At 41.4% G+C, this 25,389-nt stretch carries 23 protein-coding genes; 16 read left to right on the top strand and 7 right to left on the bottom strand.

Annotated elements, in window-relative coordinates:
* The 6 genes from ABD960_RS16545 to ABD960_RS16520 all read left to right on the top strand — a co-directional run bounded on the left by ABD960_RS16545 (nt 1) and on the right by ABD960_RS16520 (nt 5,949).
* A complete protein-coding gene (locus ABD960_RS16545; protein WP_345332621.1) occupies nt 1-1,323 on the top strand; it encodes a DUF4178 domain-containing protein in 1,323 nt (440 codons plus the stop codon).
* Nucleotides 1,323-1,493, top strand: coding sequence for a hypothetical protein (locus ABD960_RS16540; RefSeq protein ID WP_345332619.1), 171 nt, complete (start codon nt 1,323-1,325; stop codon nt 1,491-1,493). Before ABD960_RS16545 ends, ABD960_RS16540 begins: the two co-directional genes overlap by 1 nt.
* 10 nt (nt 1,494-1,503) lie before the next feature.
* Nucleotides 1,504-1,728: a DUF350 domain-containing protein gene (locus ABD960_RS16535; protein ID WP_345332617.1), complete on the top strand. Its 225-nt coding sequence runs from the start codon at nt 1,504-1,506 to the stop codon at nt 1,726-1,728.
* A 1-nt stretch (nt 1,729) separates the two neighbouring features.
* Nucleotides 1,730-3,238 (top strand): polyamine aminopropyltransferase, encoded by a 1,509-nt coding sequence (locus ABD960_RS16530; RefSeq protein ID WP_345332614.1) that lies wholly within the window; start codon nt 1,730-1,732, stop codon nt 3,236-3,238.
* Nucleotides 3,216-4,898: an FAD-dependent oxidoreductase gene (locus ABD960_RS16525; protein ID WP_345332612.1), complete on the top strand. Its 1,683-nt coding sequence runs from the start codon at nt 3,216-3,218 to the stop codon at nt 4,896-4,898. Before ABD960_RS16530 ends, ABD960_RS16525 begins: the two co-directional genes overlap by 23 nt.
* A 70-nt stretch (nt 4,899-4,968) precedes the next feature.
* Nucleotides 4,969-5,949, top strand: coding sequence for a hypothetical protein (locus ABD960_RS16520; protein WP_345332609.1), 981 nt, complete (start codon nt 4,969-4,971; stop codon nt 5,947-5,949).
* Between the two features lie 261 nt (nt 5,950-6,210).
* Here the strand turns inward: ABD960_RS16520 and ABD960_RS16515 are convergent, their stop codons facing one another.
* Nucleotides 6,211-7,077, bottom strand: a complete 867-nt coding sequence (locus tag ABD960_RS16515) for a hypothetical protein (protein WP_345332607.1) — start codon at nt 7,075-7,077, stop codon at nt 6,211-6,213.
* Nucleotides 7,078-7,474: 397 nt separating this feature from the next.
* On the opposite strand from ABD960_RS16515, the gene ABD960_RS16510 reads away from it, so the two are divergent.
* From ABD960_RS16510 to ABD960_RS16490, 5 genes are all read left to right on the top strand, one after another.
* A complete protein-coding gene (locus tag ABD960_RS16510; RefSeq protein ID WP_345332604.1) occupies nt 7,475-9,265 on the top strand; it encodes an ATP-dependent nuclease in 1,791 nt (596 codons plus the stop codon).
* A gap of 516 nt (nt 9,266-9,781) precedes the next feature.
* Nucleotides 9,782-10,138: a MobC family plasmid mobilization relaxosome protein gene (locus ABD960_RS16505; protein WP_345332601.1), complete on the top strand. Its 357-nt coding sequence runs from the start codon at nt 9,782-9,784 to the stop codon at nt 10,136-10,138.
* The gene (locus ABD960_RS16500; protein ID WP_345332598.1) at nt 10,113-11,453 is read left to right on the top strand and encodes a relaxase/mobilization nuclease domain-containing protein; all 1,341 of its coding nucleotides are present in this window, start codon (nt 10,113-10,115) and stop codon (nt 11,451-11,453) included. Before ABD960_RS16505 ends, ABD960_RS16500 begins: the two co-directional genes overlap by 26 nt.
* A gap of 688 nt (nt 11,454-12,141) precedes the next feature.
* Nucleotides 12,142-12,951, top strand: a complete 810-nt coding sequence (locus ABD960_RS16495; protein ID WP_345332595.1) for an SDR family oxidoreductase — start codon at nt 12,142-12,144, stop codon at nt 12,949-12,951.
* Between the two features lie 151 nt (nt 12,952-13,102).
* Nucleotides 13,103-14,452, top strand: a complete 1,350-nt coding sequence (locus tag ABD960_RS16490) for a glycosyltransferase (protein ID WP_345332593.1) — start codon at nt 13,103-13,105, stop codon at nt 14,450-14,452.
* A gap of 473 nt (nt 14,453-14,925) precedes the next feature.
* Here ABD960_RS16490 and ABD960_RS16485 read toward each other — a convergent pair whose 3' ends face one another.
* The 3 genes from ABD960_RS16485 to ABD960_RS16475 are packed head-to-tail and all read right to left on the bottom strand — an operon-like array spanning nt 14,926 to nt 17,599.
* Nucleotides 14,926-15,630, bottom strand: a complete 705-nt coding sequence (locus ABD960_RS16485) for a TonB-dependent receptor domain-containing protein (RefSeq protein ID WP_345332590.1) — start codon at nt 15,628-15,630, stop codon at nt 14,926-14,928.
* A 2-nt stretch (nt 15,631-15,632) separates the two neighbouring features.
* Entirely contained in the window at nt 15,633-16,907 is a 1,275-nt protein-coding gene (locus ABD960_RS16480; protein ID WP_345332588.1) for a hypothetical protein, read from the bottom strand.
* Nucleotides 16,901-17,599 carry a carboxypeptidase-like regulatory domain-containing protein gene (locus ABD960_RS16475; protein ID WP_345332585.1) on the bottom strand — a complete coding sequence of 233 codons (699 nt, stop codon included), beginning with the start codon at nt 17,597-17,599 and terminating at the stop codon, nt 16,901-16,903. Before ABD960_RS16475 ends, ABD960_RS16480 begins: the two co-directional genes overlap by 7 nt.
* A gap of 202 nt (nt 17,600-17,801) precedes the next feature.
* Between ABD960_RS16475 and ABD960_RS16470 the strand changes: the two genes are divergently transcribed.
* The 5 genes from ABD960_RS16470 (at nt 17,802) to ABD960_RS16450 (ending at nt 22,497) form a co-directional block, all read left to right on the top strand.
* Entirely contained in the window at nt 17,802-18,827 is a 1,026-nt protein-coding gene (locus tag ABD960_RS16470; RefSeq protein WP_345332582.1) for a carotenoid biosynthesis protein, read from the top strand.
* A 144-nt stretch (nt 18,828-18,971) separates the two neighbouring features.
* Nucleotides 18,972-19,502 carry an isoprenylcysteine carboxylmethyltransferase family protein gene (locus tag ABD960_RS16465; RefSeq protein WP_345332579.1) on the top strand — a complete coding sequence of 177 codons (531 nt, stop codon included), beginning with the start codon at nt 18,972-18,974 and terminating at the stop codon, nt 19,500-19,502.
* Nucleotides 19,503-19,524: 22 nt separating this feature from the next.
* On the top strand, nt 19,525-20,505 hold the full coding sequence (locus tag ABD960_RS16460) for an EamA family transporter (RefSeq protein WP_345332577.1): 981 nt from the start codon (nt 19,525-19,527) through the stop codon (nt 20,503-20,505).
* 110 nt (nt 20,506-20,615) lie between these two features.
* Nucleotides 20,616-21,170, top strand: a complete 555-nt coding sequence (locus ABD960_RS16455; protein WP_345332575.1) for a hypothetical protein — start codon at nt 20,616-20,618, stop codon at nt 21,168-21,170.
* Between the two features lie 88 nt (nt 21,171-21,258).
* Nucleotides 21,259-22,497, top strand: a complete 1,239-nt coding sequence (locus tag ABD960_RS16450) for an MFS transporter (protein WP_345332573.1) — start codon at nt 21,259-21,261, stop codon at nt 22,495-22,497.
* Nucleotides 22,498-22,848: 351 nt separating this feature from the next.
* On the opposite strand, the gene ABD960_RS16445 is transcribed toward ABD960_RS16450, so the two are convergent.
* The 3 genes from ABD960_RS16445 to ABD960_RS16435 form a co-directional block, all read right to left on the bottom strand.
* Nucleotides 22,849-23,622, bottom strand: a complete 774-nt coding sequence (locus ABD960_RS16445) for a DUF5602 domain-containing protein (RefSeq protein ID WP_345332570.1) — start codon at nt 23,620-23,622, stop codon at nt 22,849-22,851.
* Nucleotides 23,623-23,640: 18 nt separating this feature from the next.
* Nucleotides 23,641-24,411 carry a glycosyltransferase family 61 protein gene (locus ABD960_RS16440; RefSeq protein WP_345332567.1) on the bottom strand — a complete coding sequence of 257 codons (771 nt, stop codon included), beginning with the start codon at nt 24,409-24,411 and terminating at the stop codon, nt 23,641-23,643.
* A gap of 480 nt (nt 24,412-24,891) precedes the next feature.
* Complete coding sequence (locus ABD960_RS16435) at nt 24,892-25,272, bottom strand: phosphatase PAP2 family protein (protein ID WP_345332565.1); 381 nt, start codon at nt 25,270-25,272, stop codon at nt 24,892-24,894.
* Nucleotides 25,273-25,389: the final 117 nt, after the last annotated feature.

Genomic DNA, 25,389 nt, shown 5'->3' with positions numbered 1-25,389 from the left:
ATGGCAACAACTAACTTGAAAGCTTTTCCTGAGCCTGAAGAAGTGTCTTGCCCAAATTGCCGTAAGATACGGACATTGTATGATCCCGCCGGAAGTGAGTTTTATGTTTGTACCTCCTGTCAATCATTTAACCGGTTTATCACTGATACTACAGCCCTTACGCAAAAGCAGGCTAATAAAATAACTATCCAGCCGGTTATACCCTTGGGCAGCGAAGGGGTATTAAAAGGTATCCCCTTTAAGATTATCGCGTTTCTTCAAAAAAAGGAAAAAGATACTATATATGGCTGGCGCGAATATATATTATACAATTATGAAAAGGGTTATGCAACGCTGGCCGAATACGACGGGCATTGGAATTTTGTAGCCGGAAAGGAGTTTTATCCGGAGCTTGATAAATTAGGAAAGAACAATTGGAACTTTATTGAATACAACAACATAGAGTATGGGCTGTTTAATAAATACACGGCTGTTGTAACTAACCTGATAGGGGAATTTGATTGGGACCCGTTACACGAAAAAATTAAGACTGCTGAGTTCGTTGCCCCGCCCTTTATAATCTTCAAGGAGCAGGATAAACCCGGTACCAGTTTGGCTGACCATTACTTGGGTGAATATACCGAGCCGGCGGAAATTGCTACAGCGTTTAATATAGACGTAAAGCTATTCCCCGAGAAAATTGGTATTGGCGCCAACCAGTTTTCAAAACATTATAGCCGATGGTACACCGTGTCGCGGTTTACAGGTATATTAATCGCGCTGCTGCTTATAATTCAGGTAATATCCATGACCATGAAGCCCGAGAATGTAGTTATGGATGAAACTTTCAGTATTGCACGCGATACTACTAAAACCGGCGATGACTTTAAGCCTTTTGCCACACCGGCGTTTAATATTGATGAAAAATCGGCAGCTGTCGAGTTCGACATTGAATCTTTTGTTGATAACAACTGGCTTGAAGCGACCATAGTACTGGTGAACGAAAAATCAAATCAAACATGGGAGGTAACTGAGGGAATAGAATATTATCACGGATATGAAGGTGGCGAAAGCTGGAGCGAAGGTTCGCAAAACGCTACTGTTCTGCTTTCTTCCATTCCCCAGGGTAAATATCATTTAAATATATATCCGGCGTCAGGTAACCCATTAGAAAACAGTTTGCGGATAAGGATCACTACTAATATAGCCACATGGATGAACTTTATCATCACCTGCCTGGTACTTTGCCTGTATCCACTTTATTGCTGGTACCGGATGAGGAATTATGAAAAACAGCGCTGGTTGAACAGCGATTATTCACCTTATGAGGAGGGCGGAGAATAATGGAATTTAAAACTATACGGTTTTACGTGGTTATTGCCTTGCTGATTGTAGGCTATTTTGCGTATGCCCGTTATACCGGTTTGGTATACTGGGAAAGCAGAGTGGAGAAAAACACCGATAACAGTAACAGCCACACAAGTAGCGGCGGAAGAAGATTTTATCATAAATAAACTAAATATCATGAGCTTACACGAATTAATCAATTTCAAGTACATAGTGGCCTCGATAGTATACTCGGTAATAGGCATCCTTATATTATTGATCGCCTTTTGGATCATTGAAAAAATCACTCCTGAAAATTTATGGAAAGAGATTATTGAAAAACATAACATTGCATTAGCCATTGTATGCGCATCATTTATGATAGCGGTGGCTATTATCATCAGCTCTGCAATACACGGTTAATATGAATAAAAAGCTGCATGTATTGCTGCTGCTGTCGGTTTTTGTTGTAGCCACCTGCGGGTTAATATACGAACTGATTGCCGGGACGCTTGCCAGTTACCTGTTGGGCGATTCGGTGACGCAGTTCTCAACCATTATTGGCGCGTATCTTTTTTCCATGGGTATTGGTTCATGGATATCTAAGTATTTTGAAAAGAATATTGTATACTGGTTTATCCAGTTAGAGATACTGGTAGGTATAGTTGGCGGCACCAGCTCAACCATTTTATTTTTGGTATTTGAAAATGCCGCTTCGTTCCGCATTATTTTATACAGCCTGGTCGGCATAACAGGCATATTGGTGGGGCTTGAAATCCCTCTGTTAATGCGCATCCTGAAAGACAGGTATGAGTTTAAAGATCTTGTTTCAAGGGTTTTTACCTTCGACTATATCGGCGCATTACTCGCATCATTAGTCTTCCCGCTGCTGCTGATACCCTACCTTGGCCTTGTAAAAACATCGTACCTGGTTGGTATTTTAAATGTTACGGTGGCCCTTATAGTTTGTATTAACTTTAAAAACGAAGTAAAGGCAGCCGGTTACTTACAAACCAGCGCTATTATAAGTATTTTGGGTTTGCTGATAGGTTTTGTCTATGCCAACACCATTACCAGTTATGCCGAGAGCATGACGTATAGTGATACCATCATTTACTCAAAAAGCACATCCTATCAGCGTATTGTACTTACTAAAAAAGGCAAAGTACTGCGCCTGTTTCTTAATGGTAATCTACAGTTCAGTTCTGATGATGAATACCGCTATCACGAAGCTTTGGTACATCCCGGTTTGCAGGCATTGCCCAATGCTAAGAACGTCCTTGTAATGGGTGGTGGCGATGGTCTAGCCGTTCGGGAAATATTACGTTACCCGCAAGTACGTTCGATTACACTTGTCGATCTTGATAAAGGTATGACTGCGTTGTTTAAATCGAATACCATGCTTTTGAACCTTAACAAAAGATCGTTATTATCGCCTAAAGTAAAAGTTACTAATGCTGATGCTTTTAGCTGGATACGTAAGCAAAACAGGAAATTCGATTTTATTGTCATAGATTTTCCCGATCCATCAAATTTTTCGGTAGGTAAATTATATACCAACACATTTTATAGCTTGGTAAAAAGCATATTGGCGCCCAATGGCATTATGGTAGTACAATCAACCTCGCCGTACGTAGCGCCCAAGTCATTCTGGACAGTTGATAAAACATTGCACTCGGTAGGTTTGCATACCATTCCATACCACAATTACGTCCCTTCATTTGGCGATTGGGGTTATATAATGGCCACAGAAAACCATACCTATAAAAAGCCCACCCGGTACTTACCTGGTATGCGCTTTATTTCAGTGGGCAGCCTTAATCAAATGCTGTATTTTCCGCATGATATGGCCCGAGTTGAGACAGAGGTTAATAAACTGAACAACCAGGTACTGGTAAAGTATTTTGAGGATGAGTGGGCCGCGGTACTATAAGAAAAAAGATTTGCTTGAAAGCATCAGCCGCAGATCCTTTCTTTTGAAGGCTGGCCTTGTTACATCAGGTATTCTGCTAACCGGCTGTCTTAAAAAAATCAAACCTGGTAATAGATATGAACATATCAAGGGTAGCTTAAGAGGCCCTAATGCGAAAGCTGGACATGTTCTGCGTGATAAAACGCCGCTGCCTGAACCGACAGCGGTGCGTCAAATTAAAACGCTTATTATAGGGAGCGGTATTTCCGGCTTATCTGCCGCGCGCTGGCTAAAGAAGCATGGGCACCACGATTTTGAACTAGTTGAGCTGGAAGATCATATGGGTGGTAATTCTCATTGTGGCAATAATGCTGTTTCATCTTATCCGCTGGGAGCACATTACATTACCATAGCGAATAACGACGACAGTTTGCTATTGGATTTTTTGCAGGACATCGGCGTTATAACCCATTATGAAAATGCCCAGCCTGTTTACAACGATTATTACTTGTGTTTTGACCCTGAAGAGCGGCTGCTTATTAACGGGCAATGGCAGGAGGGTTTAGTGCCTGATTTTGGTATTGGAGATAATGACCGGGAACAAATCAAAAAGTTCTTTACGCTAATAAATGAATTGAAAAAATCAAAGGGCGAAGACGGAAAATTTGGTTTTGATATTCCATTGGATAATAGTTCAACTGATCAGAAATACCGGCAACTGGATAAAATATCATTTAAAGCATATCTAACACAAAATGGATATACCTCGCCCTACCTGCTTTGGTATTTAAATTATTGCTGTAAAGACGACTACGGGCAAAAAGCCGATGACGTATCTGCCTGGGCAGGCCTACATTATTTTGCCGCACGACGCGGCACCGCAGCAAATGCTGAAGAAAACGCGGTACTTACCTGGCCTGAAGGTAATGGCTGGCTGATGAATATCCTTGCCCGCGATGTGAAAGAGCATATACATATAGGGACGATGTGTTCCCAAATATCACTCAAAAGCGGAGGAGGAATTTCTGCAGAAATTTTAGATATTAAGAAGAATATCACCTACACCATTGAGGCAGAAAAAGTAATTATGGCAAGCCCGCAATTTGTTAATCAAAAAATATTCGCAGGTAGTGAGAAGCGTCAGTTGGACCTGAATAAGCTTAATTACTCGCCCTGGTTCGTAGCAAATATTACGGTAAATGATTTGCCGCAAAATAAAGGGGCTGGTTTATGCTGGGACAATGTTGCTTACAACATGGCATCGGTAGGTTATGTGAATGCTAGTCATCAGCATGTAAATAATATCGAAAAGAAAAGAGTAATTACTTATTACCTGCCGCTTTGCGACTACGAGCCACGTATTGCCCGGCTGGCCGCTTATACGCGCACCTATCAGCAATGGCTGGATATTATAATACCCGAGTTGGAGTATATGCATCCTGGTATAACCCCCTGCATTGAGCAGGTAGATGGCTGGGTATGGGGCCATGGTATGATATCGCCTCAGATAAACTACATTTGGGGTGCCGATCGAAAAAATGCGCAGCAAGCTGTTAATGACAGCCTGTTTTTTGCACATACCGATCTGAGTGGTATATCTATATTTGAAGAAGCATTTCACCAGGGAATAAAAGCGGCAAATGATGTTTTAGCAAGCTATGAACAACACGGCAACAAATAAGCAACCATGGCTTCATTCAACAATAACCGATAGTGTTTTCATACTATCACCACCCTTTATTGCTTTATTGTTGGTTGTATTATTCCCACAGCAGCTGCAAATTTCATCAACCCTGCCGGTAGTGTACTGGCTGGTACTTATTGTGTTTATTGATGTTGCGCATGTATATAGCACCCTGTACCGCACTTATTTTAATCCGGATAAATCATTACGGCGCGGGTTGTTATTAACCGTCCCGCTTATATGTTATGTTGTAGGTGTTGTATTGCATAGCTTTGATGCGATAGCCTTTTGGCGTGTGCTGGCATACCTGGCAGTATATCATTTTATTAGGCAACAATATGGTTTTATGCGCCTGTATTCGCGCAAGGAGAGCAGCGGATACTATGCCATGCTTATTGATAAGATAGCCATATATACTGCAACTATTTACCCGATACTATACTGGCATGCCGAGGGCAACAGGCAATTCAATTGGTTTGTTGAGAATGATTTTTTTATTTTACCCGCTTTGGGCTGGCTGCTTGATATCGGCAATTGCTTATATATCGTAATTATATTAGCATACTTAATTAAAGAAGTAGTTTTATATAACCGAACAAGGCAATTTAACTTACCACGTAACATTCTTATTGCGGGCACATTCCTGTCGTGGTATTTCGGTATCATTTATTTTAATGGCGATCTGGCATTCACAACCCTCAATGTTATATCGCATGGTATTCCGTATATGGCCCTTATCTGGATAGCAGAAAGGAAAAAACCTAACCCAAGCGCTCGTGGTAAAAACGTATTATGGCGGGCAATTTTCAATAAATATGGTCTGCTTTACTTTTTAACAGTACTGGTAGTGTTGGCCTACCTTGAAGAGGGTTTATGGGACGGACTGGTTTGGAAAGAGCATAAAAGCATTTTCCAGGTATTTAATCAGCTGCCCAAAGTTGAAGATAAACAGTTATTATCACTAATTGTACCACTGTTGGCGTTGCCCCAATCTACTCATTATGTATTGGATGGGTTTATCTGGAAAAACAGGTCAGCTAAAATTTAAATAAATACTTAGAAGGGCTCATCCCGACTATTGCTTTAAGTTTAAATAGTTCGATCCTGTTCCGCGCTACACATTGTAAAAGCCGTCAGTAGAGTGGAGGCTTTTATCATTATAGTTAATGTTTATCATTTCAGACACAGATTGATCATACCTTCGTGAAGGTTAAAAGGTGTTAAAACTTCAATTTCCTTAATTGATTTTATAGTAATCTGTTTTGCTTTCCGATTAAAGATAAATACCTATGTTCCGGTATCGAAATATTTATGCCTCCTTACTTTTTCGCCCTTGGTATAAATTACCAATAACTTCAAAATCCTTCGAATCAAAAGAATTTATAACAGGAAAGGATTTTTCTTTACCGATTCCCCAAGGCCATAATGGATTAGAGCGGTTCTCGCTTGCATGAGCATCGTAAAAGAACTGGAGCATTAGCAAGCCACTGTCCACTATTTTAAAGATCTGATCCATAAAATAATCTTTATAAAATTCGGTGCGGTCAATTGATTTTTGATGGATGATATTGTGACGTAGTTTTTCTAAGGACTTAAAATTACTCCAAAACTTTTCGGACTCAATCTTCCGCGTTTTATAGATCACCGTAAGAATGTTTGCCAATTTATCATTCAGAGAAATCCAACGCTCGATAGCCGTTTTATTGTAAATCTCTGTTATTCCTTTATTTTTAATGTGTACCTCATACTTATAATCATCGGGTATACTTAAATTGACAAAAGATTCGACTGCAGTATAAGCAAAAACTACAGCGATTTGAATTAACTCAATGTAGTTTGCTGCTTCTTTAGATTTTTCCTGTAGAAATTTCTTTTTATCAATTTTCGCGTTGGTTACTGAATGATCATGAAGTTTGGGGTCGATAGCGGAGGTATAGAGCTCTTTGGCCTGATCCCGATATTTTTGGGAAATAGAAAGAAGCATTCCTACATTGTTTGGTGCAAAGAATTCGAAGGGATTTTTTGAGTAAGGAATTATATCTAATTCTTGAAGCACCATAGATCCAACCTCCACCCCATTTTCTAGCTTTCGATGCCATACTGGTTTGTTGATACGGGTATCAAAGACATCATATTGTTCAGGGTGAATACAATACACTAGTTGGTTCTTGCTCATTTGGTAAAGTTATAAAAAGCGATGGATACGTCTGTAGGTTACAACGTAGGGAAATCTATTCAGTAATCTAAAAAGCTACTTTCCTTAAGTCTGCTAACAAATAGTTCGAGAAATGCCCAGTTTGGGCTATTTAAATAACTAGACCTTACTGGCATTTATCGAATTACTTTCTGGTAAGCCTAAGCAACTTGCTTTCTAACTACTCGGTTCGAACATCGACAGGATCATGAGGTCAGCACTTTAGTAGGGAAAACCCAAAGAGATTCTACCCGACCATCTCACATATAGTTTGCAACAGCTAGCCACAACTTTTTATATTATTAGTTTGGGGCAAGACGAATTGAAAAAATGATGGAAATGTCTGTATATTAGAACTCTTCTAAACCTGTTAATTTGAATGGTAACAATCACAGCAGTTAAGTTTACTAATTACAAAACGTTCAAAAAATTCTCCGTTTCACTTACTGATTTCAACATTATTGTAGGCCCAAATAATGCTGGTAAATCCACTGTGATTGGCGCTTTGAAGTTGCTTTCTGAAGGTATCAAAAAAGCAAATGCCAAAAAGCCAAATCCAATTAGAGACATTGATGACAAATTAGTATTTGGATATGAACTTGACTTAAGCCAAGCTCCTATCGCGACTGAGAACGTTTTTTATAATTACGACGATACAACTCCTGCCATCATTAGGTTTACCTTGTCTAATAATGCATTCATTACGATATTTTTCCCATCTGTTGGTAGTTGTTTAATGTATGTAGAATCAGAAGAATTTGCTATCAGGTCTCCAAAAGATTTCAAGCAATACGTGTCTATAAATATTGGTTTCGTCCCTATTCTCTCACCTGTGGAAAACCATGAACAATTATTTCAAAAGGAAGCGGCACGTTTAGCCATTAGTTCGCCAAAGGCGTCAAGGAATTTCAGAAATATTTGGTTTCACTACGGTGACGATTTCGATGAGTTTAAGGAGTTAATTAATTCTACTTGGCCGGGTATGGACATTCAAAGACCTGAGCCTGATTTTACTCAAACTCCGACGGTGTTAAACATGTTTTGTCCAGAAGATCGCATTCTTAGAGAAATTTTTTGGGCTGGTTATGGTTTTCAAATCTGGTGTCAAATGTTGACCTATATAATCAAGAATAAGGATGCAACATTATTTATTATTGATGAACCGGATATCTATCTTCACTCAGATTTACAAAGACAATTGTTAGGGATTTTGAAGGAACTTGGTCCAGCCATTGTGATTGCCACTCACTCGACTGAAATAATCACTGAAGCAGACCTTAGTGACATTTTAATCATTAATAAAACTTTTGCGTCTGCACGACGAATCAAAGATCCATCACAATTGAGAGAGCTTTTCAAAGTCTTAGGTTCAAGTTTGAATCCAGTGTTGACGCAAATTGCGAAAACAAAAAGAGTACTATTTGTAGAAGGTAAAGACTTTGCTATTTTATCAAAATTGGCTAGAATATTAGGTTTCAAAGATGTCGCGAATAGAACACATTTTGCAGTAGTTCCAGTTGAGGGTTTCAATCCAGCTAAATTAAGATCATTTAAGGAGGGAATTGAGAAAACAATGGGCTATCCTATTGTTTCTGCCGTAATTTTTGATCGAGACTACAGATCGGACAATGAAGTTATACATGAGCTAAACGATTTAAATCGTGGAAATTTCTTTGCTCATATTCATTCCTTTAAGGAATTGGAGAACATATTATTAATTCCAGCTGCTATTCAAAAAGCCATCGAAAAAAAAATTAAGAACTCCAACGAGCGAACTGGCGATTGTAAGACCTTTGATATTGGGATGAATGAATTGTTGACAACTCTTACAGACGAATTTAAGTCAAATATCTTCGGCCAGCTGTCCTCTCATCAATTAAAATTTGAAAGATCAAACAATAAAGGAGTCGATGATTCTTCGATGCTGCAGCAAATAAATAGAACCTTTGATGATAAATGGAAGTCTTTAGATGATCGATTAAAGATGGTTCCGGGTAAAGAGTTTATAACAGCGATTAATAAGTATTTACAAGAAAACTATCAAATTAGCCTAACTCATTCTAACATAGTTGATCAAATTAGCAAACAGATGCTGTCAACGGAAATAGTTGCCCTAATGACCCAGTTGAATGAATTGAGACGTCAGCATTCAAATGATGAAGATACCTAAATTTCAATCCTTCTTATCCATAAGCGCTTGTGCGAAACTCTTTATTAGGTTAATCTACTAAAAACGTGTTAATAGCTATAAGAAATCTAATTCACTTTAAACTCAGTAGAAATTGCGGAGAGCTTTATAACACACGATAAGATTGTTTTGTCTTCGGCAATTCAAATGAAAGGCAAGCTTATAACAAATGATGAGGAAATAAGAACTTATGTCGAAGCAACAAGAGCTGTCGAAATCGTTTTTTAAAATCGCAACTACCTAAATGTTAAAGTGTGCATTTTTTATGTAGTGTTTGCTGCCGCCTTTTTGCTTATAAAGCAAAGCAAGCCATGTTTTGGGCTGCCCAAAACGTCTTGCCGGGGTACCCGGACCCGATCTACCTCACTTCGTTCCGCATATCAAAACTGTATAATGCTATTCAAACCGCTTTTTAGCCTGTAACAAACAAGCTGCCTGATGCGCTTAATAATTACGGCGATGTTTGTAGTAACGTCGCAGCGATAGCATTTAGAGAACATGGCACGACCAAAGGTATCGGAAGAAAACAAACGAACGTACAAGATAACTATCCGGCTGAACAGCCGGGAGCGGCTTCGCATTGAGGAAGCAGCCAAAAGTTACGGAATATCGACCTACCGGCTGGTACGTGATAAATTATTAAAAGGCAAATTTCCCGAACCAAAGATTGCTAAAACAGATATCGGGGTTTACATCGAACTGAAGCGGATCGGGAACAACATCAACCAGCTTGCGAAACACGCCAATTCTGGCAAGTTTCCGCTGGACGTACGATCATCGCTATTGCAGCTCCGTGAGCAGCAGCAACTCATCTTAAAACTTTTATTGTATGATAGCGAGTCAAAAGATCGGTAAAAGCTTCATGGGGGCTTTTCGATACAATGAAAAAAAAGCGCATAACCCGGATAAAAGCAAACGGGCTATACTGCTGGACAGCAATTTTACGGCTGTTGACCATTGGGGAATTCAGCGTGAAGTGGAAATAGTTAAAAGCCTGCGGCCCTCGCTTAACCGTTATGTGTACCATACCAGCCTAAATTTCCACAAAGATGACCGCCTTGACAACAAAACACTATTGGCGATTGCGCACGAATACCTGTTAGCTAACGGTTTCGGCGATAACCAGTATATGATCTACCGCCATTTTGATGCTGATCACCCACACTTACACCTCTTAGTTAATCGAATTCGTTTCGATGGCAGCGTTGTTTCAGATAGCAATAACTACCGGAAAAGTGAGGCGATAATTAGGAAGCTGGAAGAACGCTATAATCTCGTAACGGTAGAATCAGCACATTGTGTAACCAGTAAGCGGCACAGCAGTAAATCCACAAATTTAAATAACTATAAAAAGAGCGATCACGGTAACATGCATATTGGTCATCGCGATAATCATTTATCTGTTGAACCGGGTAGCGATCTACCGACGGACAGATATAACATTGAAACATTATATCAAGATAACAATCTATCTCTTGAACGACGCAACTTAATAACCAGGCGTGCGCCAACAAAGGATGAACTGGAAATGATAAACCGGACCGGCTTGGCATCTGAAAAGCTTTTGCTCCAGGAGAAGCTATCGCTTTTACTGCCCGCCCGCCGCGTCAGCATACAGGAGATCATCGAGCGTTGCGAGCGGTATGGCATCTCATTGCTATTCAACCAGGCATCAACGGGCAGGGTAAGCGGCATTACCTATTTCCACAACGAGTTTAAGATACGCGGACAGGCATTGGGTAACCGCTTCAAATGGAATGAGATATTAAAACACATTGACTATGAACAAGGCAGAGACAGCGCGGCGATTAGCGCAGCAAACGATAGGACAAGAGCAAAGTACGACCATCGGCAACCCGCAGCAACCTTCGGCAATGGACACCGCATTGAACGACTTCCTGCAAACGATAAAGGAACTCACAGAAAAGACGGCTATCACCCAACCGCTTTTGCGGGAGATCATACAGCGGCAGGAAACGATAGAACGGGAGTTGAAGAAAAGCAAAGCCAATCACCGGGTGCTGATTTACATCATAGTATTGACAGCCATCCTGAATCTTATAGGCTGGATACTGCTTTGAACATTAGTATCAGCGACGATGTGGATGATGAGGCAATTTATGGAAGAGATCGGCATAGGCAGAAAAAGGCAAGAATTAATAGAAGATAACAAAAAAGATATGTTAGCTCTTACTACTTTAAATATCGACTTAGTTTTACTACATACCAATGGGGTAGTTGAAATAAACGCTATTATCTGTTTTTAATTCAATGTGGGCAGGAATACTCAGTTGATTTTAAACGGACGCAATCTGTTAATTTTTGGAGCGGAGTCGCTGGAGCAAATTGAAAGGAGCATTTCATTTAAACATTTGGCTGGTCGGATGAATGGGAGGCGCAATTGCAACAGGCTAAAGCAGATTTTCCTGCTGTTACCTATAAATAATTGATGTCCGCAATTGTAAATTCAAGGGAGGCGATGTTAAACATTGCCTTCTTTGTTTTAACGAAAACCGTCTATAAAGTTTTCTGCCAATATTATCTTATTGATGGGGTCAAATGGGAAGAATATAGTCAAAAACATCGCCGGAACATCGTCTAGAGGATGATCAACTTTTTAGGCTGGTAATTTACAATCAAGTCATCTCGTAGATATTTATTTTGCCCATATTCAAAGCAAGGTTTTATTACCTAAGCCAAGAATTTCGTTCTATCATGTCAATATATTTTATAGAATTAAGTTAGAAAAACCCCCAATTTCGGTTACTACAAATCTCCCTTTCAGCAATCAATTTTGCATGGCATTTGACAGCCGTATATGGTAATACGGTTTGGCAATATGCATAAATCACTTTATAATGAGAAAAATTGTATTACTAACCGGAGCTTCTTCCGGTATCGGGTTGGCCTGCGCTAATAAGTTGAGTCAGGAGGGATATAGGGTCTATGGTAGTTCAAGAGAAGTGGAAAGTCTACAGGATGTGCACTTCAGGCCAATTGAATTAAATGTGACGGACGACAGATCTGTATCTGAAGCCTGCGATTATATTTTAGATATTGAGGGGAGAATAGACATTCTTATTAATAATGCAGGTAACGGCGTTGCCGGACCCGCTTATCAAATGCCTATCGCTTTAGCAAAAAAACAATTTGAAGTAAATTTTTTTGGCGCGGTCAGGATGTGCAACGCTGTACTGCCAGGTATGATTGCCAGAAACGAGGGGCTTATTGTTAACATTGGTTCGCTAGCAGGGCTGTTTGGGCTACCTTATCAAAGCATGTATAGCGCCTCAAAATTCGCAATTGAAGGTTTTTCTCAAAGTCTGAGAATGGAGCTGCGCAATACTGGTGTAAACGTCACAGTTATTAATCCCGGTGATTTCCGCTCCTCTTTCAGTCAAAACCGAGACAAATGTTCTTTTTCAATTAAAAATGAGAATCTGCAGCAGGAGTACGAGGCGGCTTTAAAAAGCATGGAAAGGGATGAAATGATAGCGCCGTATCCTGATCAATTGGCCGAACGACTGCTTCAAATATTAAATGCTGAAAAGCCCAAGCATAGGTATTTGGTCGGACAGTTAGGTCAAACCATTGTCCCCACCCTTAAGCGAGTTCTGCCATGCTCGGTTTTTGAAAAATTAATGAACCGTCATTACGGCATCAAGTAGACCTGTAATCAATGGTAAACCTTTAACATTGATAATGAAATTAACGGCCGGATAATTAGGTAAATAGGTGATTATTTTCCCCTGAACCGGTTAGGTATTGCCCGAAGAGCTAACGGTAATTTTGGTTGGACAATTAAGAAAGAATTAACTTATGAACAACCAATTGAAAATGTTTTTAAAAGGGCGGAAAATTTTGTTCGCCACAGTACCCGCTGATGGTCATATTAACCCGCTTACAGGCCTTGCCAAGTTCCTTCAGGAGGAAGCGGAATGCGATGTTAGATGGTACACAGCTTCGATTTACGAACAAAAGATGAACAGGCTCGGTATCCCTCACTATCCCTTTGCGAAAGCAAGGGAAATAACCGGCGAAAACTTGTTGGAAGCACTTCCGGAGAGGGAGTTGATTACTGATCCAATCAAAAAAATAAACTTCGATATGATCCACATCTTTGGTGAGCGCGGTCCGGAGTATTACCAGGAAATCAAAGATATCTACGAGAATTTTCCATTTGAGATCATGGTAGCAGATAATCTTTTTACGGGCATTCCATTTGTCAAAAACCTGATGAATATACCGGTTATCGCTATAGGTATTATACCGTTAATAGAAAGGTCAGCAGATGTTGCACCGTATGGTAGCGGCCTGTACCCGCCAACGACCATTGAAGAGTGCGAAAATAATGCAAAGATGTACGCTTCTTTTGGTGAGATGATGCAAGAGTCTACACATGTATTTGATACTATTCTTGCCGCACATGGTTTAGAAGCGCCGGAGGGTGGTATTGGAGATAAACTATTGCAAACATCAGATGCTTACCTTCAAATTGGCGTCCCATCATTCGAATATCCAAGACAGAATTTGGGAAAGAACATTCAATTTATCGGTGCATTAATGCCCTATCTTAAAAAAACCGGTAGTGCTACCTGGGCCGACGAACGTTTAAATACCTACAAAGAGGTGATCCTGGTAACGCAAGGCACAGTGGAAAGGGATATAAACAAATTAATAGTACCTACACTCGACGCATTTGCTGGAAGCAACATTCTTGTTGTGGCTACTACCGGCGGTAATGGTACCGCAGAATTGCGTGAAAGGTTCAACGCACCAAATCTAATCATTGAAGATTATATACCTTTCCAGGATATTATGCCTTATTCAGATGTTTTTGTGACGAATGGCGGATACAGTGGTACCTTGCTGGGGATTCAGCATCAGTTGCCTGTTGTTGCAGCGGGTATACACGAAGGTAAAAATGAAGTATGTGCTCGGATCGGCTATTTCGAATACGGTATTAACCTGCAAACAGATACGCCTACTGCCGATGCCATACGAACGGCCGTAGAAGAGGTGCTGAACAATGATAAATACAGGAAAAATGTGAGTAAGCTACTCGAAGACTTTAAGTCTTATCCTTCTGAGACACTATGTGCTGAAGCGATTGCCAAATTACTTTATACGAAATCGTCAAATAGCCAAAAATCAGCAGTTCTAAATTAAGTGTAATTACCAGTTCAAAAACTACAAAAGCCTTCCACAGAAGGCTTTTGTAGTTTAGTAGAATTCATCTGTCAACAAAGGATGATGTGGCGACGTTTCTTATTTAAAAAGGCTTCTGCATGATTTAGCACACGGCATCTCATGCCATAAATCCACGGTTTAGAATAGGTTTTTCTGACATGATGCTGTTCATATCATGCCAACTACTTAAAGCTTTTATGATAGTGAAATTCCGACGCTTTTACACCCATTATGGAATAATAGGCTAAGCGTCATCATGTAAATCTCATGATGACGCCTTAAATGTTGTTAAACGTTATAACCAAAGGATATATAGTAGACAGCACCAACTGCCGGATTGCCATAAGCCGTATAGTAGTATTTGTTTAATATATTTGAACCAGCAAGTTTAACAACGGATTTAATTGTTGGTATCTTATAATTTACCTGACCATCTAAGGTTCCAAAACTATTTACCTTCCCGGCTGCGAAAGGTGTTGCCCAATCAAAACCATTTTGCCACCTGAAATGGAGGTCATCCCCACATTTTTAAAAAGATCCGGTTTGCTAATACCTAAATTTAGCCGGAATTTTGGGGTATTGAAACCGTATTCATTTGCGAGACGAGCAGGGAGATGGCTGATGTCGTTATAGGACAAATTGCCCTTTAATAGGTAACCTCTATGCCGGTAGTCAATCCCGGCAGCCGCACCATAAGTCTTTACGTCACCGGGAACATTGACCGGAACGTTATATGCTATAAAATCATCACTTCGGCGCTGGTAGACGCTGGTTTCTGAAATGAAGTTATGGTAAATCGAATAATAAGCATAAGCATCAAGTAGTAGATCGTCGGAAATTAAAATTTTGTCGCCGGCTTCAAACAACTGTATACTTTCAGGCTGCACCCCATTCAGGGAAAATTGATGAGTTTTTAAAATGGACACATCGGGCTTACCCACCGCCAGTGAGCGTTGATAGAGATAGTAACTATCAGCTGTAAATGGCTTGTTGTCATAAAGGTCATATTTTATGATCATCTCAGGTAGCCCGCCTATCATACGGAATGACCCTCCACCGGCCGCCAGGTCCAAATATTGGTTTTGGTTGGTCGGATTTCGGTAGCCTGTTTGGTAGGAGAAACGGAGATGATGGGCAGCTGATAAACGGTATACCATTGTTAATCTCGGAGTAAATCTTCCTTTAAAATTCTCATTTTTATCATAACGCCCGGCAAAGTCATCTTTAAGCGGTTGTCAAGAAAGCCTCGGTCTGCAATGATAAAAGCTCCGAACTCACCGGTGTTCAGGCTACGGTCGGCATCATCAAATATCGTCCCTGCCGATCTTAGCTGGTATGCCCGATAGGAACCGCCTGCCTGAAGCCCTATCGTTTTGGACATGAGATCAGAAAAATCGTAGAACCATTCATAATGATAAAGATTGGATTTGTCGTTGAAGCGAGCGCCATTGCCTGAGCTTATTGTGTTGTCGCGAATCTTATCCTTTGCTACCTTAAATGAAGAATCACCTGTACGCAGCCAGCCATCGTCGGCTGCTGCCCTCGCTGCTGCGTGGGCTTGCGCTTCGTTGGTTCCCGGTGTTAAGCGTGCAGCAATAAAGTTGCCGACATATTCAGGAAACCATTGTTGAGAGGGTTTGGCGGTTTCATTAAGATAGCTTGCCAATATGGAAGTAACGTAAGAATCGCCGGAGCGCTCTCTTGTGGTGTAAGCTCTAACATAAAACCGATCACCTTTGAGTTCTAATTTGTACTGACCTACAGTGAAGTTGGTAAGTGCATAACGGTCGGAACCCGTATACATAGTTGAGCCTTTTCCCCATATCGCTTCGGCAACCGCCTGAATGTTTCTGCTCAGATTGTAATACAAAGCACCTGTTGTCTTGAAGGATTGTGCGTTACCGTCAGCCAGGTTTTCTTCTTTATACCCCGTTCTTGATATTGATTGGTCCGGCAAAAGACCCGGTAGATTCAAACCTGCGTAAAATGCAGCCGTTTGCGGGTTGTTTTTCAGGAACATATTGATCACGTCACGAGAAGGTACCTTACCACCGTTCGCTTCCTTGTATTCTTTGATAAAACTTGTTTCACCAAAGCTTACTACCGCTTGTGCTACATTTTTCATATTTTGGCTAATCTCATCACCATAAACATTTACGCCGTCATAATTCGGGTTAGATTGTCTGTCGCCTTTCTTTATGCTTCTTCCTACGCGATCAAAATTTTGTTCGTTACCGGCTATCCAGTCGTTGGCCCGTAAAAAAGAGTACGTCGCCTTTATCCCAAATTTGTTGTTCCAGCTTTTTGCAATCCGGAGATCTGCCTGATAGTAAGGTTTTACGCTGGAAAGCGGGTCATTGATGTGATTAATGCCGCTTGAATATTGAAAGCTGATGCTTGGGTATCTGAATGGATCTTTAGATTTGATCAGCAAAGTTCCGTTAGTGCCTCCCGCACCATAAAGAACAGATGCCGCTCCCGGCAGTAGCTCAGCACTTTCAATATCGAGGTCGGAAAGGCCGGCGATTTTCCAACTGCAAAATTCAACCCTGGTACCATGTTATCCATCCCGTCAACAAATTGATTAAAACGGTGGTTGGCGTCGGTCGCGAAACCACGTGTACTAACCGAGCGGAACGTGATGCTTTGGGTATTCATATCGACACCTTTCAAATATTGTAAGGCATCATAGAATCCAGTGCCAGGTATATCTTTTATAGCAGAACCATTGACCTTTTCAATGGTTACAGGCGATTCCAGTATTCGTTCAGGGACACGCGACGCTGATATTATAACTTCACGCCCCATGACGGACTTCCCCTCAAGAAAAATATTGATCAACGAATCCCCTGAACGAAAGTCCTTCTTGGAAATTAGGTAACTGATAGCGGATACGCTGATTGATCCGTAAGGATTTTTGGTGTCCATTATCAGACTGAATTTTCCATATTTATCTGTTGCTGTAGAAAAGCCGCCAGTTTCCAGGGTAACTGAAGCGCCAATCACGGGGTCTCCTGTTGTCTTATCGCTTACTTGACCATGTAAACGCACATTTTGAGCAGATGCGGTGGTAATTGCCAATCCCACTAGTGAAAGCATCACTGCGTTGCGTAATTTTTTTTTCATTGTTTGTTGCTTTTTTGGCAAACATAGCCGTCGAATGATTGGGCTTGGCTCCCCTAAACCGGGTACTCTCTTTAGGTAAATTCCGTATACGTATGGAGTGAAAAGTGGTGCCTCAGTGCCCACTTTTGGGGATGATGGCAATCGCCCGGCGTGCCTATCTTCGGCCAAAAGACCAGCAAAATATTGGGGTGAATAATTCAGCATGGCGCAACTAAACAGAACAGATATCATAGCATTCACGGCCCTGTCGCTTGACGCTAATCAACATCAAGGATTGCCTTACGGCATCCCGCCATGGTGGTGCTACTCCATTGCGGAAGTCAGTATGTTTACTTTGTTTTTTATGTGCCTGGTACACGCCAGTGGAAAAGGTCTTCGTGACGTCATGTATCTTACCGGCGGGCTTGTATTCGGTATTTTATTGGAGTATCTGGAGGTGATGCTTGGCAACTATCGTTATGGAACTTTTGCCTTAATGATCGGCAATGCTCCGTTTCAGGTGCCGCTTTGTATCGGTGCCGGATGGGGTATTATCATGTATACAGCACGACTGTATACAGATCATATACAACTTCCTCTACTCGGCGCGGCAGCTGCGGACACGCTGATAGCGCTTTGTATAGATATTAGCATGGATGTCGTGGCCTACCGTACGCATATGTGGCATTGGGATTGGACGCCCATGCAGTTAAATCCTTTGACAGCACAATGGTTCGGTATACCCTTTGGTAATTTTGTTGGCTGGCAAGTGGTTGTTTTCAGCTATTCATCACTTAGTAGGTACTTTGAAAATCGCATCTGTAAACGAGGAAGCTGGAGCTGTAGTTATGTCTGGATAGCTTTAATATCAGTATGCTGTTCTATCACTGTGCTGTTTTTTTCAACAGGCGCTTTTCATTGGTTAAGTAAACATGTGCGGTTTTTATCAGTCCACCGCTTTATTGGCATTACTCTTATGCTGTTTGCTTTGGTCGTTAATAGCTGGCAAAAGCGCTTGGTGCCCCAAACATCATTACCCAAAATTACTATGTGGGTGCCTGGATGGTTCCACTTATATTTCCTTAGTTGCTTTTTTGTGTTGGGTTTTTACCGTGAAAATATTTGGATGACGGTTGCTGCAATTGCCAACGGGCTTACCGGATGCGTTTTTCATTTGCATTTAAGAAAGCTGACAAAAAACGTTGAAGGGCTGGTTGATCACCCATTACCTGATAAAAAAGAAATCTAAGGTTCAATATTTCGGGACAGGTAATCACCATTTTCAGGTAAGCGTACAACATATATGGGGATTGGTCCACTTTCATGATCACGCGAACTTTGTATCAGTAAGCCCTTGTTTCAAATCGAAAAAGGGTTAGATAAATAGCGTGTTATGAACACTTTTCTCTTCACCACTTTTTTTGCTGCTATTTCGTTCAGGATCGCATCAATGATCATTTCGATTATAAATGAACGCCGCTTATTATCCTTAGGTGCCCGTGAGTTCGATCAGCGTAATTCAAGGAGATTAATTTTCCTGCATCTTCTGTTTTATATAGTCTGCGCTTTTGACGGCTGGTATACTGGCCACTTCCTCGAAACAAACATTGGGTTGGCTGGACTGTGTCTATATTGCTTTTCTATAATAGCGCTTTACTACGTTATATACACCCTGGGCCATATATGGACAGTTAAGCTGATTATAGCACCCGAATATCTTCATCACCTAAACACAGGAAGATTCTTTCGCTTTTTCAGGCATCCCAACTATTATTTGAGCGTAATACCCGAGTTGATAGCAATAGCCATGATCTTTCATGCCTATTGGTCATTTTTAGCTGTTTTCCCTTTATACATGGCAACCCTCATTACACGCATCAGACGGGAGGAGAATGTGATGAAGCAATTTTTTCCTAATTACTGAGCGTTAGCTAACATCATTTGACATGAAAAAGATCAAAACTGTATTAGCGTTTGGTGGCATATACTTTATTTGGGGAACCACATTTCTTGCTATTGCTTACGGGCTTAGAGGTTTCCCGCCATTTATACTTTCATCTATACGCTTTCTCGCTGCTGGGTTGTTGCTGATGGCCTATCAGTTACTACGGGGGGAGCGACCCTTTTCCATAATTGATTGGCTAAAAAACGCAGTTTCGGGAATTTTGATCTTAAGTTTCGGAACAGGACTATTGGCTTGGGGCGAGCAATATATCAGTTCAACAGAAGGTTGTATCATCCAGGCCGCCGCTCCTTTTATATTTATTGCAGCAGACAGGCCGCAATGGAAAACGCATTTCTCAAACAAGAAGATTATTGCCGGACTGGTAATAGGTTTTATCGGTTTGGTATTATTTCTGAGCGGCGGTTTGTTAGCGTCCGGAGCAGTGAGCCACGCAAAATTAATCGGTTCGGCAATGGTAATTGTCAGCTTATTCTTTTGGGTAGGCGGGTCACTTTTTACTAAGAAGCAACCAGCAGCTTATTCAATTGCTACGAACACCGCCCAGCAGTTAATTTGTGCAGGAATTTTCAGCTTGCTGTTGGCTACGGGCAATGGTGAATTTAAATCGTTCAAAGCTTTTCGAGTACCTGACCAGGCCTGGTACGGGCTGGGATATCTGATCTTGTTCGGTTCATTAATGGCTTATTTCTCCTACCAATACCTGTTATCGGTTGAGCGACCGGTTATCGTCAGCACGCATACTTATATCAACCCTTTAGTCGCGGTGTTTGCCGGATGGCTACTTGCCGGGGAAAAGATTACAGCACTTCAAGTTGCCGGCCTCATAATTACACTTGCCGGTGTTTTTATTACCAATATGGACAAATACAAGTCCAAAAAGAAATCTCCAAAATCGGTCGTGGTCAACATCAAGGGTCGCAAACATTCACTTCGGCTGATTACTTCCGAGACTAACCGTTAAATAGATTGATCAGATGCTTAACATCGGTCATGTATACCCGATGTTCGGGGATTTCCTTCATGGTCTTGCCAATGGATATTTGGAAAATACAATCCACTTAAAACATAACAATGAAACTAGTTAAGATCACCGTTATCCTCTATCTAACTTTATTTGGCGGTTTAACAAAAGCAAAGTGCCAGTACCTTATTCAGCTTACTGAAAAAGCAGTTAACCCCAAAGACTTCAAGAGCAATCAGAATCTCACTTTAACCTACTACGACAAGCACCTCGCTTATTACAGCGATACTATTTTACAAATCCGGTGCAAGAATTTTATAAACGACCTGTCTGCGGTGTGCAACTTTCTTGAAAGAAAATATGCCGGCCAGGAAAATACCAGTCGTGTACACGTGGTTTGCATGATGAAGAAAGACGGAGACAGGTGCTTCCAGCTATTTGCTGAAAACTTAGCGGGAAGAAAAGTATTGGTTCAGCCACTACCTGGGGCCGATGATGACGAAATCTTTTGCGATCTGGTTGCAGGAGTAATCGCACTAAATGAGCCACAACTGTACGGCACAATGGATGTGATAAGGCCTGTTGTTTTACACAACAGCGTTGAGAATATCGTCAAAGAGGTACTCATTACGAAAAAGCTAAGGTACAAGGGTCGTATCGATTAATACCCAATCGCTAAGAAACCTACAAGGTCAATTATCAACAATTACTTACCAATAGCGGTAACACGAACCGTGATTATACCAATTTAAAATGCAGTTACAAAAGACTAATTTACTCAGCAGCGGAATTCCGTTTGCAGCTATTCTTCTTGCCGCACTGGGCTATTTTGTAGATGTTTATGACTTGCTGCTATTTAGCATCATACGCGTTAACAGCCTTCAATCACTTGGACTCACTGAAAAACAGATCACTGAAAAGGGTATTGTTTTACTCAATATGCAAATGACAGGACTGATGATTGGAGGTGTGCTGTGGGGCATATTAGGCGATAAAAAAGGACGGCTCACCGTCTTGTTCGGCTCCATATTTATCTACTCGGCTGCAAATATTGCTAACGGCTTTGTCAGTACGGTCGAGGCATACGCCCTATGTCGATTTATTGCGGGTTTGGGTCTTGCAGGTGAGTTGGGCGCAGGCATAACTTTGGTTGCCGAGTTAATGCCCGCAAGATACCGTGGTTACGCTACTTGCTTTGTCGCCGTGATCGGTATCAGCGGGGCTGTGGTGGCTTTTTTTACCGCGAAGCTGTTTGACTGGCGTATGTCCTATTACATAGGCGGAGCGCTTGGAGTAGTACTGTTACTCATGCGTATTAGTGTCGCCGAGTCAGCAATGTTTGTAGAGGCGCGAGGCAAAGATGTCAAACGGGGCAGCGTCCTCATGATAATCGGTGAAAGGAAGCGATTGCTGAAATACGTTCGCTGTATCCTGATAGGCTTGCCCCTGTGGTATGTTGTCGGGGTTTTAATTTCCCTGTCGCCTGAATTTGGTAAGGCACTTAAGGTAAACGGTATAGTGAACGCAGGTATCGCTGTCGCATTATGCTATGGCGGGTCAGTACTTGGCGGAACCCTCAGTGGTTTGATCAGTCAATACCTTCAAAGCCGCATTAAGGCGGCTATCGCTTTTACCTTGCTATCAGGTGCTACTGTGATTGTGTTTTTTGCACAGCGGCAGATTTCATTATACGCATTTTATACCATTACAGCACTTATGGGTATAGCGTCTGGCTACTGGGCGTTGTTTGTTACCATGGTAACCGAACAATTTGGTACCAATGTCAGGGCAACCGTATCTACAACCGTACCCAACTTTGTGAGGGGTGCGGTAGTGCCGATGATGTTATTGCTTAACTTTTCTACCCAATTTTTCAACTCCCTGGTTGCCGCAGGAATCTTGGTTGGAGTGATCTGCTTCGGCCTGGCCCTATTGTCGCTCGCCAGGCTCAAAGACACTTTCTGGCAAAATCTGAACTACCTGGAAAAATAATTGGCAAGCAGCTGTCTCTCTACCAATAGTTAACATCAATTTAAGTACTGCTTATTTATATGAAACTACTCCGTTGGTTAAAGACTAATTTAGCGCCTGTTTTGAAGGAGCTTTGGCGCGATTCAGGCTGGTTCCGCTAAGTTCAAATATAGTAAGTACGATAGCATCATAAGTCCATGCCGGCCGTAACGGTACTGTAAACCTCTATAATCATACATTTTCGGGTGTGTATATTATGCAGCATGGGTACGCTATATTTATTGTATCAATCATTTATCAACCGAGTAAAAAACAAGAAAGCGCCGGCCATTGGCCGAGCGCTTCCCTCTCAATTATATTCAGGTTTGGTGTTTATTGTTGGCGCAACTTCAGGTCATTAAGACTGATAGTATATTCGCGGCGGTCTTTTTGCCATTCAATGGCATATTGCTGCGGCACAAGCGCGATTTGCTGAATTTTAGCACCTTGAGCAATAGGTAAGGTCACGTTAGGCTTGGTCTTCAAATAATCCAACGCGATCATCGGTTCTAAAAAGATAAACTTGCCGTTGTATGAGCCATAAATAAACGTTTTTTCGAACTTCTTTCCATGAAATTCAGCGGCGGTGGTATCTGCCCAATGTTTGCCCATCTTTGGTTCATTGGCGCCGGGTATGTAGTTCTTAGGTATAAATTGAGCTGCAGGCAATATATCAATCTTAGGGTCGGTTTCGCTAGTGCCTATAGCGTCTTTTTCGCTTTCGGATATCATGTAATAATGCACGTCAAAATGCGGTACATTATAAACACCCTCTGGGCCATGCCCATGAACGGTATAATCAAAAGATATATGGTTAATAATAGACTTATTATCGGCGGGCATAGGGAGTACGTAAGCCGTGTTATGCTCAGGTAAGCCGCTCAGTGCATCTTCGGTAAAGTTAAAGCCGATCTCGGCCGGGCTGCCATCAGCATTTTTTACAATATATGATCGCGCCTGGCCATTGCCTACCTTAACAAAACTGCCATAGCTTATGCTGGTTGCAGGTGTTTGATTCGAATTATCATCTTTGCTGCACGCTGCTAAAAGCAGCAAGGCGCTGCCCATTGTAAGGGTTTTGAGTTGTTTTAAAAATCGCTTATTCATTATCAAATAATTAAAAGTTTATTTCTTTAACGCTACTGGTTCGCTGTAAATCAAATCATCCAGTACTACAAGGTCTTTTTGGGGGCCATCCTGTATGTTTGGTGCGAGGGCGGTATTGCCTGAGGTGATCTTTATACGGGTGATTTTATATTTATGAGTGTGTAACCCCACAAATGAAAAACCTTTATTGGCTACCGATGCCTTGTAGCGGCCAAGTAATTTGTCGTCCTGGTAAGCATCAATGTAGGTCGACTCCGCATGATCCACATCGGCAAAGATGACCCCGAACGAAGTTACATACGCCGGCGTGTTAGTACCCGGAAGCATGAAAATTATCTCGCTTACGTTGGTGCCTTTTGGAGAAAATAGTTTTGCCTTACTGAACGCCTTGAACTGACTTTTGAAAGTGGTATCTATTTCAGCAAAGTTTGTTTCGCTAACAAGTAGTGAGGTATTTGCAGGTTGGTATATCAGGCCGCGTTTTCTACCGTCGGGTGCATCCTTCTCGGTAGCGTTAAAAAAAGTAGCCGGAAACGCTTTTGGGCTGGTAAAATCAGCAGGTACGCCATCCCAATTGATTTCGCGGCGCCCGCCGTTTGTTATCGGAGTACTATTTAACGGATTGCCCGCATGTTCACGGAATTGGTTTATCTTACCTATTATGGCCGCACTATCTCCCGAAGCAGATGTTACTTCTATAGCTACATCCATGTCTTTGCCCGGAGACTGAGCATCATCGTTTTCCTTGTCGCAACCTGCCAGCATAAATGCACAAGCTGCAATCATCATTGTTTTTTTAGATATTGACTTCATATGAATTTAATTATGAAGCAAAAGTGCCCCTCCTAAGCTTGTGAAAAAATCACCTAATACGTGTAATGTATCCCCGCGTTTCGTAATTAAATAATCGGTCAATCGCCATAATAATAGCAGTCAAGGGCAATAACGATTATTTTTTACTCCCCAGAGATAGCATACAGCTAACCCATCTAGTTCAAGTAACAGCCCGGGCCAGGTATAACCAGGTTTGTATATAGTCAGCATAATGCGAAACAAAGTGCCGCTAGTATATGAAGGGCCGGAATGTACGGCAACCATAAACTTCATACGTTCACTCCGCAGGTAGTCGTTTCTTTTTGAATGTTAATTGCATGATGATACACTATACATCCAACAACCAGCAAAGTGCTTCGAATAGTTTGTGCGCTCCGCCCTACAAATAGTATTATCTTGTTTCCTGTATCTTTCTTTATAAGCTCTTTAGTAAAGTTATTTGCAGGGTTTTATAGCACGGCACTTATGGTAGAAGAAACATACCGGTAAAAGCAATAACAAGCCAAGCACTGCACCCCCTACAACATCGGTGAACCAATGTGCACCCACATATATTCGTGCTATTGGTACGGTCAAAATCATGAATATGCCAACCAACCAGACTGTTGACTTAGTGAGAAAGCTCATGCGTGACAGGTAGCAAGTAAGGAAAATATTGAAGCCAAAAAAGAGTATAACCATTACTACTGTACTGCTGGGATAACTCGCCGAACCGTTTTCTATCAGTATCCGCGCGTATTCGCTTTGCGGACGTAAACGATATATCCATAGTTTGATAAGTGAAGCGACTAAACCACCCACAAGGGGAAATAACATCAAGACCGATTCAAACCGGTAGCCATGGCAGTAATAAACTAAAGCGGTTAACGCTACAAGAACTATAAAGGGTAATGTGCGACCATTAAAACTGATGCAACTCATAACTTGGTCAAA

The sequence above is a fragment of the Mucilaginibacter defluvii genome, assembly GCF_039543225.1.
In the GTDB taxonomy this organism is placed as follows: domain Bacteria; phylum Bacteroidota; class Bacteroidia; order Sphingobacteriales; family Sphingobacteriaceae; genus Mucilaginibacter; species Mucilaginibacter defluvii.
The sequence above is the reverse complement of the archived record's forward strand: the minus strand, read 5'-3'. Positions and strand labels throughout refer to the sequence as shown.

Coding starts and splice junctions, on each gene's coding strand:
- ABD960_RS16490 (WP_345332593.1), top strand. CDS start 13,103: ATGAACAACCAATTGAAAATGTTTTTAAAAGGGCGGAAAATTTTGTTC.
- ABD960_RS16470 (WP_345332582.1), top strand. CDS start 17,802: ATGGCGCAACTAAACAGAACAGATATCATAGCATTCACGGCCCTGTCG.
- ABD960_RS16545 (WP_345332621.1), top strand. CDS start 1: ATGGCAACAACTAACTTGAAAGCTTTTCCTGAGCCTGAAGAAGTGTCT.
- ABD960_RS16460 (WP_345332577.1), top strand. CDS start 19,525: ATGAAAAAGATCAAAACTGTATTAGCGTTTGGTGGCATATACTTTATT.
- ABD960_RS16440 (WP_345332567.1), bottom strand. CDS start 24,411: ATGATGATTGCAGCTTGTGCATTTATGCTGGCAGGTTGCGACAAGGAA.
- ABD960_RS16535 (WP_345332617.1), top strand. CDS start 1,504: ATGAGCTTACACGAATTAATCAATTTCAAGTACATAGTGGCCTCGATA.
- ABD960_RS16455 (WP_345332575.1), top strand. CDS start 20,616: ATGAAACTAGTTAAGATCACCGTTATCCTCTATCTAACTTTATTTGGC.
- ABD960_RS16445 (WP_345332570.1), bottom strand. CDS start 23,622: ATGAATAAGCGATTTTTAAAACAACTCAAAACCCTTACAATGGGCAGC.
- ABD960_RS16485 (WP_345332590.1), bottom strand. CDS start 15,630: ATGGTATACCGTTTATCAGCTGCCCATCATCTCCGTTTCTCCTACCAA.
- ABD960_RS16475 (WP_345332585.1), bottom strand. CDS start 17,599: ATGAAAAAAAAATTACGCAACGCAGTGATGCTTTCACTAGTGGGATTG.
- ABD960_RS16495 (WP_345332595.1), top strand. CDS start 12,142: ATGAGAAAAATTGTATTACTAACCGGAGCTTCTTCCGGTATCGGGTTG.
- ABD960_RS16500 (WP_345332598.1), top strand. CDS start 10,113: ATGATAGCGAGTCAAAAGATCGGTAAAAGCTTCATGGGGGCTTTTCGA.
- ABD960_RS16515 (WP_345332607.1), bottom strand. CDS start 7,077: ATGAGCAAGAACCAACTAGTGTATTGTATTCACCCTGAACAATATGAT.
- ABD960_RS16435 (WP_345332565.1), bottom strand. CDS start 25,272: ATGTTATTTCCCCTTGTGGGTGGTTTAGTCGCTTCACTTATCAAACTA.
- ABD960_RS16450 (WP_345332573.1), top strand. CDS start 21,259: ATGCAGTTACAAAAGACTAATTTACTCAGCAGCGGAATTCCGTTTGCA.
- ABD960_RS16525 (WP_345332612.1), top strand. CDS start 3,216: ATGAGTGGGCCGCGGTACTATAAGAAAAAAGATTTGCTTGAAAGCATC.
- ABD960_RS16465 (WP_345332579.1), top strand. CDS start 18,972: ATGAACACTTTTCTCTTCACCACTTTTTTTGCTGCTATTTCGTTCAGG.
- ABD960_RS16540 (WP_345332619.1), top strand. CDS start 1,323: ATGGAATTTAAAACTATACGGTTTTACGTGGTTATTGCCTTGCTGATT.
- ABD960_RS16530 (WP_345332614.1), top strand. CDS start 1,730: ATGAATAAAAAGCTGCATGTATTGCTGCTGCTGTCGGTTTTTGTTGTA.
- ABD960_RS16510 (WP_345332604.1), top strand. CDS start 7,475: ATGGTAACAATCACAGCAGTTAAGTTTACTAATTACAAAACGTTCAAA.
- ABD960_RS16505 (WP_345332601.1), top strand. CDS start 9,782: ATGGCACGACCAAAGGTATCGGAAGAAAACAAACGAACGTACAAGATA.